General features: G+C 46.2%; 16 protein-coding genes and 2 pseudogenes. All 18 read left to right on the plus strand.

The features are described 5' to 3' along the window. Positions 1-129: 129 nt before the first annotated feature. The 18 genes and pseudogenes from dcm to NE664_09835 all read left to right on the plus strand — a co-directional run bounded on the left by dcm (position 130) and on the right by NE664_09835 (position 17,818). Entirely contained in the window at positions 130-1,389 is a 1,260-nt protein-coding gene (dcm, locus tag NE664_09750; protein ID MCQ4726929.1) for a DNA (cytosine-5-)-methyltransferase, read from the plus strand. Between the two features lie 12 nt (positions 1,390-1,401). After that, a complete protein-coding gene (locus NE664_09755; GenBank protein MCQ4726930.1) occupies positions 1,402-2,793 on the plus strand; it encodes a hypothetical protein in 1,392 nt (463 codons plus the stop codon). Further along, entirely contained in the window at positions 2,783-3,370 is a 588-nt protein-coding gene (locus tag NE664_09760; GenBank protein MCQ4726931.1) for a hypothetical protein, read from the plus strand. The genes NE664_09755 and NE664_09760 overlap by 11 nt, the downstream gene beginning before the upstream one ends. A gap of 83 nt (positions 3,371-3,453) precedes the next feature. Continuing rightward, the gene (locus tag NE664_09765; protein ID MCQ4726932.1) at positions 3,454-3,771 is read left to right on the plus strand and encodes a DUF3847 domain-containing protein; all 318 of its coding nucleotides are present in this window, start codon (positions 3,454-3,456) and stop codon (positions 3,769-3,771) included. Positions 3,772-4,053: 282 nt separating this feature from the next. Continuing rightward, positions 4,054-5,649, plus strand: a complete 1,596-nt coding sequence (locus NE664_09770; GenBank protein ID MCQ4726933.1) for a MobA/MobL family protein — start codon at positions 4,054-4,056, stop codon at positions 5,647-5,649. Positions 5,650-5,714: 65 nt separating this feature from the next. Next, the gene (locus NE664_09775; GenBank protein MCQ4726934.1) at positions 5,715-6,341 is read left to right on the plus strand and encodes a CHC2 zinc finger domain-containing protein; all 627 of its coding nucleotides are present in this window, start codon (positions 5,715-5,717) and stop codon (positions 6,339-6,341) included. Further along, entirely contained in the window at positions 6,298-7,626 is a 1,329-nt protein-coding gene (locus NE664_09780) for a virulence-associated E family protein (GenBank protein ID MCQ4726935.1), read from the plus strand. Before NE664_09775 ends, NE664_09780 begins: the two co-directional genes overlap by 44 nt. 251 nt (positions 7,627-7,877) lie before the next feature. Continuing rightward, on the plus strand, positions 7,878-8,057 hold the full coding sequence (locus NE664_09785) for a transposon-encoded TnpW family protein (protein ID MCQ4726936.1): 180 nt from the start codon (positions 7,878-7,880) through the stop codon (positions 8,055-8,057). Between the two features lie 46 nt (positions 8,058-8,103). Further along, positions 8,104-9,414: pseudogene (locus tag NE664_09790) on the plus strand (type IV secretory system conjugative DNA transfer family protein). A gap of 219 nt (positions 9,415-9,633) precedes the next feature. Beyond that, positions 9,634-9,762 (plus strand): annotated as a pseudogene (locus NE664_09795) (Maff2 family protein). 274 nt (positions 9,763-10,036) lie between these two features. Continuing rightward, positions 10,037-10,558, plus strand: coding sequence for an ATP-binding protein (locus tag NE664_09800; GenBank protein MCQ4726937.1), 522 nt, complete (start codon positions 10,037-10,039; stop codon positions 10,556-10,558). Positions 10,559-10,919: 361 nt separating this feature from the next. Further along, on the plus strand, positions 10,920-12,839 hold the full coding sequence (gene tet(32), locus NE664_09805) for a tetracycline resistance ribosomal protection protein Tet(32) (protein ID MCQ4726938.1): 1,920 nt from the start codon (positions 10,920-10,922) through the stop codon (positions 12,837-12,839). Positions 12,840-12,920: 81 nt separating this feature from the next. Next, positions 12,921-13,376: a helix-turn-helix domain-containing protein gene (locus NE664_09810; protein ID MCQ4726939.1), complete on the plus strand. Its 456-nt coding sequence runs from the start codon at positions 12,921-12,923 to the stop codon at positions 13,374-13,376. A 213-nt stretch (positions 13,377-13,589) separates the two neighbouring features. Then, positions 13,590-14,357 carry a class I SAM-dependent methyltransferase gene (locus tag NE664_09815; protein ID MCQ4726940.1) on the plus strand — a complete coding sequence of 256 codons (768 nt, stop codon included), beginning with the start codon at positions 13,590-13,592 and terminating at the stop codon, positions 14,355-14,357. Positions 14,358-14,561: 204 nt separating this feature from the next. Then, on the plus strand, positions 14,562-15,008 hold the full coding sequence (locus NE664_09820) for a sigma-70 family RNA polymerase sigma factor (GenBank protein MCQ4726941.1): 447 nt from the start codon (positions 14,562-14,564) through the stop codon (positions 15,006-15,008). Next, the gene (locus NE664_09825; GenBank protein ID MCQ4726942.1) at positions 14,998-15,201 is read left to right on the plus strand and encodes a helix-turn-helix domain-containing protein; all 204 of its coding nucleotides are present in this window, start codon (positions 14,998-15,000) and stop codon (positions 15,199-15,201) included. The genes NE664_09820 and NE664_09825 overlap by 11 nt, the downstream gene beginning before the upstream one ends. A 624-nt stretch (positions 15,202-15,825) precedes the next feature. Then, positions 15,826-16,224, plus strand: a complete 399-nt coding sequence (gene mobC / locus NE664_09830) for a plasmid mobilization relaxosome protein MobC (GenBank protein ID MCQ4726943.1) — start codon at positions 15,826-15,828, stop codon at positions 16,222-16,224. Then, positions 16,196-17,818: a relaxase/mobilization nuclease domain-containing protein gene (locus NE664_09835; protein MCQ4726944.1), complete on the plus strand. Its 1,623-nt coding sequence runs from the start codon at positions 16,196-16,198 to the stop codon at positions 17,816-17,818. The genes mobC and NE664_09835 overlap by 29 nt, the downstream gene beginning before the upstream one ends. Positions 17,819-17,909 lie beyond the last annotated feature (91 nt).

The following is a 17,909-nucleotide window of genomic DNA, read 5'->3' on the forward strand; positions in this document are numbered from 1 at the left end:
GATGTGCGTATATTGAAATTGTGTCCTCTGATGTCCATTCATGTCCTACATTTTCCTCTCTTCTGTTGACATTCGGGGGTTCGTATATTAGAATAAAGAATGTAAAAAACAGAGTGGAGGAATTTACCTATGGATACGGAACTGTTAACTGTTTCTCAAACAGCTCAATATCTACAGCTATCCGAAAAAACTATACGGCGAATGATTGGCAATGGTAGCTTACCCGCTTCAAAACTTGGCAATCATACGTGGCGAATTCGAGCTTGTGATGTTGATGAATATGTATCTAATTCTCACCAAAACAAGCCAATGTGTAACAATGCAGGCTCTTATGTCTTAGATCTTGAAATGCCAGAACGCCCTCGTCTCATTTCCTTGTTTTCCGGATGTGGTGGAATGGATTTAGGTTTCAAGAAGGCGGGATTTGATATTGTTTTTGCGAACGATTTTGATTCAGATGCTCAAGCGATATACTCGCTCAATTTGGGCAATATAGATCGGCGTGACATATTGTCAGTTGGCGAAGATGAAATTCCAGATGGAGATATTCTTACTGCGGGATTCCCGTGCCAGCCGTTCTCTAATGCCGGAAATCGTAAAGGTGTCCACGATTCTCGTGGCATGCTATATAAAGAATGTTTACGTATTATTCGAAAGAAGATGCCGAAGGTAATTGTTTTTGAGAATGTTAAGGGATTGCTTTCAACGAAATATATTGATGGACGCAACTTAGCAGAAGTCATAGTAGAAGATCTGTCCAGCATGAATGGCATTGGATACAATGTTGTGCATCAACTTGTAAACGCATCAGACTATGGCGTTCCTCAGAATCGTCAGAGAGTTTTGTTTGTTGGTGTACGCAAGGATTTAGGAATCACATTTGAGTTTCCTAAAAAGCAATGTAAAGATAATTTGACATTACGGCATATTCTAAACGTACCGTCTGAAGTAGCTAACAATGTAGACTGGTCCCTTTCTCCGCAGGCTTTGGATATGATTAAATATATTCCTGAGGGCGGCTCGTGGAAAGATGTTCCGTATGAGCATTTAGCCCCTCGTTTCCAAAGAATCAGAGATAATATGAAGAAGTATCATTCGCCTAACTTCTATCGGCGTTTTTCGAGAGATGAAATTTGCGGAACTATGACAGCATCTGCTCAGCCGGAGAATTGCGGTATTATACATCCCTATGAGGACAGAAGATTTACTGTTCGAGAAGTTGCACGTATTCAAACCTTCCCCGATGATTTTAACTTCTTAACGGATACAGCACGAAATATAACCGCAATGTATAAAGTCATAGGAAATGCTGTTCCGGTTACATTAGCATATAATATTGCTTCTGCAATAATGGAGCAAGTGTTCAAGAAAAATGGAAGCGAAAAGTAAGGGGATAGAATAATGGATACAGATAAAGCATACTTATTGGGGTTAATTATAGGTGGTGGCGTATTCGGAAATGCAGAAGATGTATTTAGTATTCGCTTACCATACAAAAAATGGGGTTCATACCTTGAAAACCCACAGCGTGCGGGTGAAATTGCAGGGGATATTTTGCGTAAAGTAGGACAAATGTTTCGGGCTGTCTACGACCTTTCTGTTCAATACGAAACAACACCCGGAGGCACATGGACAATTCTCTGTGAAGGTGATACAACAGCAGTAAAAAATGACCTCATGCATTATGGTATTGCTTGTGAGGGCGAACTTCGAGGAACTGCTGATATCAGTCAGGTGGTATTAGAATTAGTTGATGACAATCTTAAGCGCCGCTTCATTGCAGGATTAGCAGATACTATTGGTAGTATGGCAAAATCGCAGCGCCGCTTTACGGATGAGCATCAGATTATTTCTTTTGAAATAAAAGGTTACAACTTTAAGTTTGTTTGTGAATTGTGTCGGCTACTATATAGCATAAATTGTATCCCTGATCAGGTTAACTGGAATCACCCCAACATCCATTGTACAAGCGATTCGTACTATGCCCAATGGAATAAAGGATTTAAGCTGAGAATTCTGTTGGATCAATATGCTCAGTTCGGAGCATTCGCATTCAGAACCAAGGCGGAAACGTCAAACGAAAATCGTAGATTACAAAGAGAAATTCACGCTGCGGAAAGATGTGAGACCAGAGATATGCATTTCACTCCATCTACCGTACATCCAGCTGAAAATGATGCTCGCTTGCCGGAAGTTATTAGGGGTGGGCACTTCATTCATTTCAGGCACTTCTGCACTGTTATGGGATGTGAACACGCCCCGTACTGTAAAATCAGGGAGCAGTTCGAACACATTGGAGAACTGATAAATCCATTTCCGATTTTGCATAAGGACAGCTATACACAGATAGAGAATATCATTCAGGAAGACCCGTTGCTGTTTAGTCGTGATTACACTACGCTCAACATCAACGTCCGAAATTTAATAGAACAATATAACGAAGATAAAACAGCTTTGCTATATGGAACCACTGCTAATACCGGCTACCCGATAGCTGAAATACTCCAAGCTGTTGCCTACGTTATTGCAAATGATGATGAACTTTCCGGCAAGCGCCCAAAAGGGTATTTTCAAATCGTTGAACGGCATTCAAACAATGATGCAGGTTTAACAGTAGAAATAAGAAAGCCGGACTTGCTTACACCGTTAGTCATTGTAGGAAATGGTCGTGGAGCTTTAATCGGCGCAAGAAATCCTGAGGTCTATAAAAGATTAGTGACAGTCTCGCCAGATAACGAATACAAATTGCTTGTTCGTAGAATTACCGAGGAGGATTTGTCAAATGCCCGGTAAGCATAGTCGGAATGAAGTTTCGTATTATCCAGAAATACAGACCTTCATAGAAGCTCAACTTAAAAGCAATTTCAAAGCAAAGCGTCATAAAGAACTTAGCGTTTTTTGGGGCATTGGTGAACTAAAAACCAATCTGCAAAGAATTATTGCTGAGCATCCTGATAAATGCACCTGTGTCAAAAACTTTGCAAATCGAGTCCCACCGCTTAATCTTGATATTTTTGCTTTAGTTACTGATGGGACACAATTTGAAATTCTAATTCTTGAGGTTAAGCTAATGAATAGCGCTGGACTTAAAGAATGGTCGCAGCTGGTTGGATACTGTCTGGTCTCGGGAGCAAAGTATGGTTTACTTGTCAATATTGATAATGGAGCAAGCCCTCGTTTAGCTCATATTCTCTCAACGGAAGCCCATATTTCTGACATTCAGACTATCGTTGAAGGCGAACATCATGAGCATTGCCTTGGATTTATGCAATGGGATAGTTTAACGCAAAGTTTTGAATATAGCAATTTGGGGTTAATTAAATCTTTATCTGAGCTAAGTAAGCACTTGGCAGACGAGTTCACAAATTAAACAATTCTATAATGACCAAGGCAAAGGCGATCAACCGTAAAAAGTTGGTCGCTTTTGTTTTGCCCATTATCAGAAAGGAGAAGTTGCCCATGAGCGAAGAATTGGAAAAGCTGAGACACAAACAGTATGTTGCGGAACGCAAGCTGACCGCAGCCAAGCACAAGGAGAAGCGATTGCAGAGCGAGCTGAAACGGCTGACCAGAAGCGAGAGAACCCATCGGCTTTGCACTCGTGCCGGAATGTTGGAGACCTTTTTGAAAGAGCCGACCGTTCTGACCGATGAGGATGTGATGGAGCTGCTGACCTTCATCTTCCAGAGCGAAGCGGTTCAAAAGAAGCTGAACCTGCTGATTGAGAGCCGGAGAGAAACGCAGGAAGTGGACGAGGGCGAAAACCCTTGACGGAGACAAGGGCGCAATTATACACCACCTAAAGATGGTGATTGCGTTCTGCCGAAAGCCCATTGCATGGAGCCTGATGATTTCCGCAAAAGTCCCTTGCTCCATTCATCCAGAGGAAGCTACACTTCCCCTGCGCTGGCTTTGCCAGCTACCCCTTTGTGGACTTGCCGCCGAGGAACGATTGCAAGCAATCATTCCCCGACAACAAGTGAATATCCCCCCTCGACCGTACTGAAAAGTATCGGTCTTTTTTTGTACCATCGAAAGGAGGTTCAAACCAAAATGCCAGTACCTCATTTGGAAATCCGCATCGTCCAGCGAAGCAAGGGCAGCTCTGCTGTTGCCGGAGCTGCCTACCAAGCCGGAGAGAAGCTGTTTTCCGAGTATGACCAGAAGATGAAAAACTACCTTTACAAGAAAGAGGTGGTTTACACAGAGGTCATGTTGCCCAACAATGCCCCACCCGGATATGCTGACCGAGCAACACTTTGGAACGCAGCTGAGGAAGTAGAGAAGCAATGGAATTCCCAGCTTGCAAGGCGATTTGTGGTTGCCTTACCAAGAGAAGCGCCGCCCGAAATGTATCCGCAGATGATGCAAGAATACTGCCGAGAGCATTTTGTGTCCAAGGGAATGTGCTGTGATTTTGCAATCCATGACCCAGATCCTCCCGGACACAATCCCCATTGCCATATCATGCTGACCATGAGAGCCATTGATGAAAACGGAAAGTGGCTGTCCAAGAGCCGCAAGGTTTATGACCTTGACGAGAACGGAGAACGTATCAGACTTCCCTCCGGCAACTGGAAAAGCCACAAGGAGGATACCGTTGATTGGAACGAGCAGTACCATGCCGAGGAATGGAGACACGGCTGGGAGCTTGTTCAGAACAAGTATCTGGAACTTGCCGGAAGTCCTGAGCGAGTGAATATGCGCTCTTATGAACGGCAGGGACTGGATAAGATTCCGACCGTCCACATGGGAGCCGCCGTTTGCGCTCTGGAACGCAAGGGCATTGAAACCAACATCGGCAATCTCAACCGGGATATTAAGGCGGCTAACCGCATGATGAATGCCATCCGCAGCACCATCCAAAATCTGCGGAACTGGATTGCAGACATTGTGGAAGCAACCAAGGAAGCCTTTGCAGAAACGGAAGCACAAGCAAAGAACACTTCCCCCGATCTGGTCATTCTGCTGCGTGATTATCTGAACTTACGCAAGGCAGAACGCAGCGACTGGTCAAGATACGGTCAGCAGAAAGGCACGACCGATGACTTGAAGGCGGTCTCCAAAGCAATGATCTATCTGAAAGAGCATGGGCTTTTCACGCTGGAAGATTTGGATGTAGCCCTGCAAGGAATGAGCGAGAAGTCCAAGGGCATCAACGCCGCTATGAAGAAAGCATCTGCCCGCATGAAGGTCATTACCGGCATTCAGAACGCCGTGGCAGACTGCCAGACCCACAAAGCGGTTCATGACAAGTATCTGAAAATCGGCTGGAAAGCACGACAGGCAGCGTTTGCAGAAAGCCACAAGGACGAGCTGGACAGCTTCAACAAAGCGTTCCGCTATCTCAAAAAGCAGGGCGTGGATTTGAATGTCAATCTGGATTCCCTGCAAGCGGAATATGACAAGTTGAAAGCGACACACACCGAGCTTGCTGGACAGCTTGCCACCGCCAAGGAGGAATTGCAGCCGATGAAAGATATTCGCTATTGGGTCAGCAAAGTCCTCATGCCGGAGCAGTCCGAGGTCGAGAAGAAGCCCGAACCGAAGCACTCCGTCACGGAGAAGATAAAGTTTCTGCAAGAGCAGAGCAGCAATCAGCAGGAGCAGAAAACCCCGCAACAGAAAAAACAGAATATGGAACTGTAAGGCACTTGCCGTTTTCATTGTGAAAATGTCAGGTGTCTTTTTTTGTTCCCCGAAAGGAAGATGCAATGAATGTATTTGAAGCGGTCAAACAGAACTTGACCACCCGACAGGCGGCAGAGATGTACGGCATTCAGGTCAACCGTCATGGCATGGCAGTCTGCCCGTTTCACAATGACAAGAATCCCAGCATGAAGGTGGACAAGCGTTTCCATTGTTTCGCTTGCCAAGCGGACGGAGATGCAGTTGATTTTGTTTCCCGTCTGTTCGGACTGCCCAGCAAAGCCGCCGCTATGAAGCTGGCTGATGATTTCGGTATCAGCTACGACAACAGGCAGAAGCACAGAATCAAGCCCCATATCCGAGAGCCTACCCCGGAACAGAGATACCGCCAGGAAGAAAGCAGATGCTACAAGGTGCTGTCCGATTACTTCCATCATCTCAGGACATGGAAGCAACAATACGCACCAAAGCAGCCGGAGGACGAATGGCATCCTCTGTTCGTGGAAGCCCTGCAACGAGAAAGCCATATCGAATATCTGCTGGATGTTCTTCTGTACGGCACAGCCGAGGAAAAGAAGGCTCTGGTTGCCGAGCAAAGAAAAGAGGTGATGAATCTTGAACAACGATTTGCAGAACACCCAGACGAGCATGACCGTGGAGGAAGTCAGAGGAAGTCTGGACTCGACCGATAACGGAGCTGTCAAAAACAGCATCCGAAACTGTCTGACTGTATTTCAGAATGACCCGAAGCTGGAAGGAGCGATCCGCTACAACATCCTGACGGAGCGCATTGATATTGTGAAGCCGCTCTGGTGGAGCAAGCCGACAACGACCTTGAACGATACGGATTTGAATTACCTGATGCTCTATCTGGAAGATCAGTACACGCTGACCAGCGAAAAGAAAATCCAGAAAGCAATCTCCATTGTCGCTGACTGCAACAAGTACCACCCCGTCCGTGACTATCTGAACGGTCTGGAATGGGACGGCACCGAGCGCATCCGTTGCGCCCTGCCCCATTTTCTCGGAGCTGAGGGAAGTGAGTTCACCTATGAATGTCTGCGGCTGTTCATGTTGGGCGCAATCAGCCGGGTGTTCAAGCCGGGAAGCAAGTTTGAAACCATGCTCTGTCTGGTCGGAGGACAAGGCGCAGGAAAGTCCACCTTCTTCCGGCTGCTGGCAATCAAAGACGAGTGGTTTTCCGATGACCTGAAACGGATTGACGATGACAATGTTTACCGCAAGATGCAGGGACATTGGATTATCGAAATGTCCGAGATGATTGCCACCGCCAATGCCAAAAGTATTGAGGATATTAAGTCCTTTATAAGCAGAGTCAAGGAAACCTATAAAGTGCCGTATGAAACCCATCCGGCAGACCGATTGAGGCAATGCGTGTTCGGCGGCAGCTCCAATACGATGGACTTTCTGCCCCTTGACCGAAGCGGCAACCGAAGGTTTTTGCCCATCATGGTACACCCGGAACGAGCCGAGGTTCATATTCTGGAAGATGAAGCCGCATCGAGGGCGTATATCGACCTGATGTGGGCAGAAGCAATGACCATCTATCGGAGTGGTTCTTTTCGCCTTACCCTCTCAAAGCAGATGAACAAGGAGCTGCGGGAGCTGCAAAAGCAGTTCATGCCGGAGGACACCAAGGCAGGGCTGATTCAGTCTTTCCTTGATAATTTCAACGGCACACAGGTCTGCTCCAAGCTGATCTATGCAGAAGCTCTGAACCATTCCTTTGACGAGCCGAAGCAGTGGGAAATCCGGGAAATCAATGAAATCATGAACAACAGTATCGAGGGCTGGACAGCATTTCCCAATCCCCGAATCTTTGCCAAGTACGGCAGACAGCGAGGTTGGGAACGAGCCGATTCCGGCAACGAGCTATCAGCAACCGGCTCTGATTTGCCGGACGGTTTTCGTGAGCTGACCGAGGAAGAAGCCCAACAGATAGAGATTCCATTCTAAAAAATCGACCCTGTTGCCGGGCTGGTTGCTATCCCGTTGCCGACCCCGTTGCCGGGCTAATCCCTTAAATCTTTTTTATTTACAAGGGTTTTAAGAGTTCTAACAACGAAAGCAACGGAGAAATCAAAGAAAAAAGCAAAAACAGTATAAGAGCCAGATAGGACAATGTTCGAGGTTTTTTGAAGCCCGTTGCCGGACTTCGTTGCCGACACACACCCTGTCTGGCTTTTTCCGTTTCAAGGAGGTATCGCATGGCACAGAACAACAAAGCAACCCAAACACCCAAAGCAAATCCGGCAGGCTCGTTCAGCATGAGAATGGGCAGCACCACCTATATCATCGGCGTTCATTTCAGCTCAGAGAGCAAGGACACCTTGGAGGACAAGATGAAGCGGCTGATGCGTGATGATGTGAAAGCAGATAATTTCTAAGGCGAAAATTGTATGCAACACTTCTGTTTTCTATCTTGACAGGAACGACCCGAAGGGAACCATTTTGGTGGAGTGCGGAAAAATGCTCCAGCGGGGTGCGCCCAAGCTGGGCAAGGACGGAAAGCCCATGAAGGATAAGCACGGCAAGGTCATCTATGAACCTTACTGCATCAAGGTTCTAAATACCATCAACTTCCGAAAATCAATGCACTATAACCCTTTTGCCTATATCCATAGCGAAAAGGACATCTTGAAGCTGGTCACGACGCTGATCGCCAATACCAAAGGCGAGGGCAAGGCTGGAGACGATTTCTGGGTAAAAGCAGAAACCTTGTTGTACTGCGCGCTCATTGGCTATATCCACTATGAGGCTCCGGTGGAGGAGCAGAACTTCTCCACCCTCATTGAGTTCATCAACGCTATGGAAGTCCGTGAGGATGACGAGGAGTTCAAAAACCCCGTAGATCTGATGTTTGATGCGCTGGAAGCCGAGAAGCCAAACCACTTTGCGGTGCGCCAGTATAAGAAATATAAGCTGGCCGCCGGAAAAACAGCCAAGTCGATCCTGATTTCCTGTGGTGCGCGCCTTGCGGTATTCGACATTGCAGAGCTGCGTGAGGTCACAGCCTATGATGAGCTGGAGCTGGACACTCTGGGAGACCGGAAAACTGCCCTGTTCCTCATTATGAGCGACACGGACGATAGCTTTAACTTTTTGATCTCCATGTGCTACACCCAGCTGTTCAACCTCTTGTGTGAAAAGGCGGACGATGTGTATGGCGGCAGGCTCCCAGTCCATGTACGCTGCTTAATTGATGAAGCCGCCAATATCGGGCAGATTCCTCGTTTGGAAAAGCTGGTCGCTACCATCCGAAGCCGTGAGATCTCTGCCTGTCTGGTGTTGCAGGCGCAGAGTCAGCTCAAGGCGATCTATAAGGATAACGCAGATACCATCATCGGCAACATGGATACTTCCATCTTCCTAGGCGGTAAGGAGCCAACCACCCTCAAGGAGCTGGCTGCCGTGCTGGGCAAGGAAACCATCGACACCTACAACACCGGAGAGAGCCGTGGTCGGGAAACCTCCCATTCTCTCAACTATCAAAAATTGGGGAAAGAGCTGATGAGCCAGGATGAGCTTGCTGTTATGGATGGCGGCAAGTGTATCCTCCAGTTGCGTGGTGTGCGTCCTTTCCTTTCGGATAAGTACGACATTACCAAGCACCCCAATTTCAAGTACACTGCCGACGCGGACGATAAGAACGCTTTTGACATTGAAGCATTCCTGTCCGCAAGGCTGAAACTCAAGCCCAATGAGGTCTGCGAAGTATATGAAGTAGACACAAAGGGCGCTTAACTTCGTTCCGCTTTTGAAGGGAGTGATCTTATCTATTCGCCGCACCTGCCCTCTACGGGCCATTGGCGTACAAAGCGGACAATCGCAAGAAAAAATAATGAAAAAGGAGGACAGCCGGAATCATGCCCCCGGAAACCGGTCGGCAGATTGTTCCGGCTTTTGTATGCCTATGAAACATGACAAACCTATTTTTTAATCAGATTCCGGCTAACAAACTATATGGCATTTTTTGAACAGGCAATCACCGTTCTTCAGACCCTCGTTATCGCGCTCGGTGCCGGTCTTGGTATCTGGGGCGTTATCAACCTCTTGGAGGGCTACGGAAATGATAATCCGGGCGCAAATGCTCATGTACGGTAAGGAAGCAAGCAACCGAAAACAAGAGATAGACCGCCAGCACTACACTATTCCGAACCAAAGACCAAAAGATAAGCATTGTGGGAAAATCTAAACTTTTGGATTTTCCTACAATGCCGACTACGGCGGAATCCCTCCCACTCCTTATATCTTTCTTTCCGTATACATTGAATTTGTATTTAGTAAATGCTATAATGTCCCTATTCAAATTATAAATGTGTTGAATTAGTTACATGTACATATTTTTTGTGCCGGAGGAAGTGAAATGAAACAAAAAATTTATCTCATTACAGGCTTAATGGCTTCTGGAAAATCTACAGTTTCCGATTTACTGGCAAAATCAATAGAAAAATGCGTCCATCTTCGTGGTGATGTGTTCCGAAAAATGATTATTTCAGGCAGAGAAAATATGTCAGCTACCCCATCAGCGGAAGCAGTCCGCCAGCTGTACCTTCGATACAAATTGACTGCTGATGCGGCAAGGTCATACTTTGACAACGGCTTTTCTGTAGTGATCCAAGATAACTACTACGGTGATGAATTAAACCGAATGATAAATTATCTGCATAAATACCCTGTTGAGGTTGTCGTTCTTTGTCCAGATGTGGAAACAATAAAAGAAAGGGAACGATACAGGGAGAAAACAGGCTATTCCGGCTTTACGGTTGAAACCTTATACGATACATTTATGCAGACAACACCACGGATCGGCTTTTGGCTGGACAATTCCAATCAAACACCACAGCAGACAGCAGAAACCATTCTGAACACCAGGAAGCCGGTATGATTGTTACATATAAGGGGAAGAAAAATTTCTTTTAAGTACTTTCTTTCCTAAAACTGATGTGATATAATAGCTTCATTCCAGAAAAGGAGTAAAAAATATGCGGCAAGGTATTCTTAAATAAAACTATAATCAAATAGTGGGAACAAAGAATTATGATAGCTCCTTTTGTGGGGGCTTGGTTTTTTGTACCCAATTTAAAAATACTTTTGCCTTATCAATTTTGACATATTCAAAAAACAGCAATCACAAATAGGTGTATGCTGTATATGTGTATGTCCGCAAATTAGAATCCCCAGTGGTAAAAGTATTTTACTGCTGGGGATTTTTATGCCCTTTGGGGCTGTAAAGGGAGGACAATCACATGAAAATAATCAATATCGGCATTCTGGCCCATGTAGACGCAGGAAAAACTACATTGACAGAAAGTCTGCTATACACCAGTGGAGCGATTGCGGAACAGGGAAACGTGGATAAAGGGACCACAAGAACAGACACTATGATTTTGGAACGGCAACGGGGAATTACCATTCAGACAGCGGTTACTTCTTTTTATTGGAATGATTATAAAATCAATATCGTGGACACTCCCGGTCATATGGATTTTTTAACCGAAGCATACCGCTCTTTATCTGTCCTTGACGGAGCTGTTTTAGTCATTTCAGCAAAAGACGGCGTACAGGCACAAACCCGTATATTATTCCATGCGCTTCAGAAAATGGACATTCCGACAATTATCTTTATAAATAAGATAGACCAAAATGGGATCGACCTGCAGTGTGTTTACCAAAGCATTAAAGATAAACTTACCAGTGATATGATTGTCATGCAGGAGGTTTCCCTGTCGCCAAAGATAACCATGACCGATATTTCTGATTTAGACAAATGGGATATGATTATTTCCGGAAGCGATGAACTATTAGAACGATATGTTGCAGAGGATTCTTTGGATATACAGGAATTACAATATGAAAAGTGCAAAAGAACCAGATGCTGCTCTTTGTTTCCTGTTTATCATGGGAGTGCAAAAGACAATTTAGGAACAGAAAAACTGATTGAAGCGATTATAGAAACTTTCATTACAGAAACGGACGATATTCAGTCTGAATTATGTGGATATGTTTTTAAGGTTGAGTATACAGAGCGGAAAAAACGGCTTTCTTATTTACGCCTGTATCATGGGACGCTCCATTTACGGGATACCCTGCTGCTGTCAAAAAAGGAAAAAATAAAGATTACAGAAATGTGTATTCCGTCAAATGGTGAAATCGTCCCGGCTGACCATGCCTGTCCGGGAGAAATTGTTATTTTAGCTGATGATACTTTGAAACTGAACGATATCCTGGGAAATGAAAAACTCCTGCCTCACAAAACACGGATTGATAATCCCATGCCATTACTTCGGACAACGGTAGAGCCGCAAAAGCCGGAGCAAAGGGAAGCCCTGTTAAATGCCCTCGCAGAGATTGCTGATACAGACCCTCTTTTGCATTTTGACATTGATACTGTTACCCATGAGATTATGTTATCTTTTTTGGGAAAAGTACAGTTAGAAGTTATTTGTTCGCTATTAGAAGAAAAATATCATGTGGGCGTGGCTATGAAAGAGCCTTCGGTTATTTATCTGGAAAGACCGCAAAAAAAAGCGAGCTGCACGATTCATATTGAAGTGCCGCCGAATCCGTTTTGGGCATCTATTGGTTTGACTGTAACACCGCTTCCTGTTGGAAGCGGAACACAATATAAAAGCGAGGTATCTCTCGGCTATTTAAACCAAAGTTTTCAAAATGCCGTCATGGAGGGTGTGCGTTATGGAATGGAGCAGGGCTTATATGGCTGGGGAGTGACAGACTGCCAAATTTGTTTTGATTATGGAGTTTATTACAGCCCGGTCAGCACCCCCGCTGATTTTCGTTTTCTTGCGCCTGTCGTGTTGGAGCAGGCATTGAAAAAAGCAGGGACACAACTGTTGGAACCATACCTTTCCTTTACCCTTTTTGCACCGCAGGAATATCTTTCACGGGCTTATAATGATGCACCAAAGTATTGCGCAATCATTGAATCAACCAGACTTGAAAAAGATGAAGTTATTTTTAAGGGTGAAATCCCTGCCCGTTGTATCGGTGAATATAGGAATGATCTGAATTTTTATACAAATGGAAGAAGTGTCTGCATTACAGAATTAAAAGGGTATCAGGAAACTTCCGGCGAGCCTGTATTTCAGCCACGCCGCCCGAACAGCCGTTTAGACAAGATCCGGCATATGTTTCAGAAGATAATGTAACGTCTTGCGCAATGCAAGCGTTCATTGCTGGCTATTGCGAAATATCATTGATAAAATCAGCATCAGAGAGGAGGAACCATTTTGAACCAGAAACAGACGGATATTACAACAGGAAAGCAAATACGTCATCTGCGAACACAATCGGGAATGACACAGGAAGAACTGGCTGGGGAATTGAATGTTACCCGGCAGGCGCTATCGAATTGGGAGAGAGATGTTAATGAACCCGATTTAAATACGTTGAAAAAAATTTGTTTTCTTTTTGGAGTCCACATGGACGATTTTGCGAAGGAGGTAATAACAAAAATGGAAACATGTGAAAAAAAAGAGAAACGACAATTTAATAAGTATGATATGGCAATTGGACTTTTTTATGGTGTCGGGATATTTCTTGGCATTGGTATTTTCTTTGTTGGCGGTTTTATGACAATGTCGGGTGCAGGGTGGGGAGCATCACTATTTGGCGGTGGCTGTTTTTCTCTTGTATTTGGCTTGATATGCCATGCAGTTATTACATTGAGAAGAAATGACAAATGATGACATATCCTGCTTTCTAGACTTTTCGGTCATATCGCGTAAAAAAGCCGCTGCTTTTGGCTTTCCAATAGCGGCGGCAAAGGGAAATATCCTTTGAATACCTTACAGAAGAAAAGTTTTGCAGCATTATAAAAATAAAAGCCTATACCATTTTGGAAAGAAAAGATACATAATAGTCAAGACGGCAACAATCAGAAGTTATGGAGGGTAACAATGGAATATAGTAAGGAAGATTTAATGGAAGCAAAAAGGCAAATTTTGGGAGTGGGAGAGAACATGGGAACAGAGGAAAGTAAAAAAATCTGGGAGAAAAACGCACAATTTTGGGATAATGCAATGGGTGACAAATCTAATGAATTTCACAGAGAGGTAGTGCGTCCCAAAGTAACGGAACTTCTATCTCCTAATCCTGCGGATTACATTTTGGATATTGCGTGTGGCAATGGAAATTATTCTTCGTATCTTGCACAAAGAGGCGCTTCGATTGTCGCTTTTGATTACAGCAAAAAAATGATAGAATTGGCTAAAAGACGGCAATCACAATATGCAAAACAAATTGAATTTTGTGTAGCGGATGCGACCAATAGAGAAAGTATATTAGAATTAAAAAGAAATCGAGCCTTTACGAAAGCAGTTTCTAATATGGCAATTATGGATATTACGGATATTGAACCACTTCTTATGGCTGTTTATGAACTGTTGGAGGAAAGCGGAATTTTTGTCTTTGCAACGCAACACCCTTGTTTTATCACGTTGACTGAAAAATATATGACACCGCACAGTTACTATGGTATAGCGATTGAAGGGCAACCGGAGGAGCAGATTTATTATCATCGTTCCATACAAGATATTTTTAACCTTTGTTTTAGAGCTGGATTTGTCATTGATGGATTTTATGAAGAATGTTTCAAAAACAACAAAGAAATTCCTATGGTAATGATAGTAAGGCTTAAAAAGGTAAAACGTGATAGCTTAAAATAAATTCAAGTTTGCCGGATAAATAGCAAACCTGGCCGAGCCAGTCAACGGTCAAGATGAACGGGCTTCGCCCGCCGTTGACAGCCCCGCCCGGTTTTGCAGTTAGGCAGTCAAGGAGCGACAGCCTAAAGTGCTGCCGCCCCTTACTATCATAAAAAGCAACTACTAACCAGCCACAGCCCTTTTGGGAGGAAAGGGGGATTTTCCATGACCTGTACAGAAGAATATCGGGAACATATCGAGTACACTTTCCATGCCTTTTGCAAAGTCGTTATCCGAAATGCAACGATCAACGCAGCGAGGACACGGAGCAGGAAGCACAAAAGAGAAATATCCCTTGAATACCTCACAGACGAAAAGCACTACCCTTTAGGCACGACAGATGAATATTTCCAAGCCCCGGAGCCGGACGAGGAATACATACTTACCCTTTGCGGCGATACGGTCATTTTCAGCAGCGGCTTACTTGCGGAAGCCCTGTCACGGCTGGACGAACGGGAGCGGGAAATGATTTACCTGTCCTTTTTCAAGCGTATTCCACAGCACGAAATTGGCAGACAGTACGGGCGCAGCCGCAGCACAGCGGGCTACCATATCCGAAAAGTCCTACGGCAGCTCCAAGCGGAAATGGAGGGAATGGCATATGAGAAATAATAGGCTTCTCCCCTATGAAACAATCGTCCAAGCCACCAGCGGGGAGCCGGAAGCGGTGGGAACTGTATTGCAGTATTACCGCCGCCGCATACAATGTGCCGCCCGTGTGAATGGACGGGTAGACCAAGATACAGAGGACTACATCACCCAGACGCTTCTCACAGCTATTTTCAAGTTCCGCTTTGGGAGATAGCCCTACCGCCTACAACTGAATAACCGCCGCTTCGCCGGCAACCAGAAAGCAGTAAATCTATTCAACAGATTTGCTGCTTTTTTTCGTTCCTGTTTGGCATTTTTGAAAATCCCCAGTATGAAAAAACAAAAGGGAAAATTGCCGCCGCAGTTGGCAAAATCCCTTACTTATCCGTGGAGGGTATCAAAGAAAAAAATACTGCCATTGTCCGCCTTTTTCGGCTTGCGTGGTGTTGTAGGGAATAAGGGGAAATTCTAAAAATCTCCGTCCATTTTGCTTTGCGTGGTGTTGTAGGTAGTGAAAGGAAAATTTTCAAGATATGCCGGAATAGCGGGTAGCAAAGCCCTTTTGAAACGTCTTGTTAGCGGAAAGTACGGAAGCCGGGGAACGCCGGAGTTTTTCAGAGCAAGATTCTACCGCAGTACCAAAATTCGCTTATCGCTCATTTTGCCCCTGCGGGAATCTTGTTGGGGAGTGCCTTCCCCAAACCCTGCTTATGCGGCTTACGCCGCTGGAAAATCCCTCAAAATAATTTTTCGGATTTTTCAAAAACAGTTCCGCTTTACACCCTGTTTTTCTCCTATTAGTGAGAGGACACCACGCACAGCCGAAGGAGGTTTTACCATGCGAAAACGATATAACACGCCGCACCGCAGCCGGGTAGTCAAGACACGCATGACCGAGGAAGAATACGCCGAGTTTGCGGAAAGGCTTTCTGCTTACAACATGAGCCAAGCCGAGTTTATCCGGCAAGCCATAACCGGGGCAGCCATACGCCCCATCATAACCGTTTCCCCCGTCAATGACGAGTTGCTTGCCGCTGTCGGGAAGCTGACCGCCGAATACGGCAGGATCGGCGGCAACTTAAACCAGATAGCCCGGACGCTGAACGAGTGGCACAGCCCCTACCCGCAGCTTGCCGGGGAGGTACGGGCGGCGGTTTCCGACCTTGCTGCCCTAAAGTTTGAAGTCTTGCAGAAAGTGGGTGACGCTGTTGGCAACATTCAAACATATCAGCTCTAAAAATGCGGACTATGGCGCAGCGGAAGCCTATCTCACATTTGAGCATGACGAGTTTACCATGAAGCCCACCCTTGATGAAAACGGGCGGCTGATACCGAGGGAGGATTACCGCATTTCTTCCCTCAACTGTGGGGGCGAGGATTTCGCTGTTGCCTGTATGCGGGCTAATCTCCGCTATGAGAAAAACCAAAAACGGGAAGATGTGAAAAGCCACCACTATATCATCAGCTTTGACCCACGGGACGGGACAGACAACGGCTTGACCGTAGACCGGGCGCAGGAGCTGGGCGAGCAGTTCTGTAAAGAGCATTTCCCCGGACACCAAGCCTTAGTCTGCACCCACCCGGACGGGCATAACCACAGCGGCAATATCCATGTGCATATCGTCATCAACTCCCTGCGGATTTATGAAGTCCCGCTTCTGCCCTACATGGACAGACCAGCCGACACACGGGAGGGCTGCAAGCACCGCTGCACCAACGCCGCTATGGAATATTTCAAGAGTGAAGTCATGGAGATGTGCCACCGGGAGGGGCTTTACCAAATCGACCTCCTAAGCGGCAGCAAGGAACGGATAACCGAACGGGAATACTGGGCGGCAAAGAAAGGACAGCTTGCCCTTGATAAAGAGAACGCTGTCAGAGAAGCCGCAGGACAGCCGACCAAGCCCACCAAGTTTGAAACGGACAAGGCGAAGCTGCGCCGGACGATACGGCAGGCACTTTCCCAAGCTGGCAGCTTTGACGAATTTTCTTCCCTTTTGCTGCGGGAGGGTGTGACCGTCAAGGAGAGCCGGGGGCGGCTTTCCTACCTCACGCCGGACAGGACAAAGCCTATCACAGCCCGGAAGCTGGGGGACGATTTTGACAAGGCTGCTGTCCTTGTCCTGCTTACGCAGAACGCCCACAGAGCCGCCGAACAGAGCAAAGCCATACTCGAATACCCTGCCGCGGTTAAAAAGCTGTCACAAGGGGAAAAAACCACAAAAACCACCCCGGCAGACAACACCTTGCAGCGCATGGTTGACCGGGAAGCCAAGCGAGCCGAGGGCAAGGGCGTGGGCTATGACCGCTGGGCGGCAAAGCACAACCTAAAGCAAATGGCAGCTACCGTTACCGCCTATCAGCAGTACGGCTTTTCTTCCCCGGAGGAACTGGACGAAGCCTGTTCTGCCGCCTATACCGCCATGCGGGAAAGCCTTACAGAGCTGAAGCAGATGGAAAAGACGCTGAACGGGAAAAAGGAGCTGCAACGGCAGGTGCTTGCCTATTCCAAGACCCGCCCTGTCCGGGACGGGCTGAAACAGCAGAAAAACGCCAAAGCAAAAGCAGCCTACCGTCAGAAGTACGAAAGCGACTTTATCATAGCAGACGCAGCCGCCCGCTATTTCAGGGAAAACGGCATTTCCAAGCTGCCGAGCTATAAAGCCCTGCAAGCAGAGATTGAAACCCTTATCCAAGAGAAAAACAGCGGCTACAACGATTACCGGGCAAAACGGGAGGAATACCGCCGCTTACAGACTGTCAAGGGCAATATCGACCAGATTTTACACCGGGAGCGCAAGCCTGTGAAAAGGCAGGAACAGGAACGATAAAAACCGCCCCAAAATGTACCCGAACCTATACAGAACAAGGGGGCTGCCCCGTACCCTATCCGCAAATACCAAAGGATTTTTTAACGGGCTT

The organism is Anaerotignum faecicola (assembly GCA_024460105.1).
In the GTDB taxonomy this organism is placed as follows: domain Bacteria; phylum Bacillota; class Clostridia; order Lachnospirales; family Anaerotignaceae; genus JANFXS01.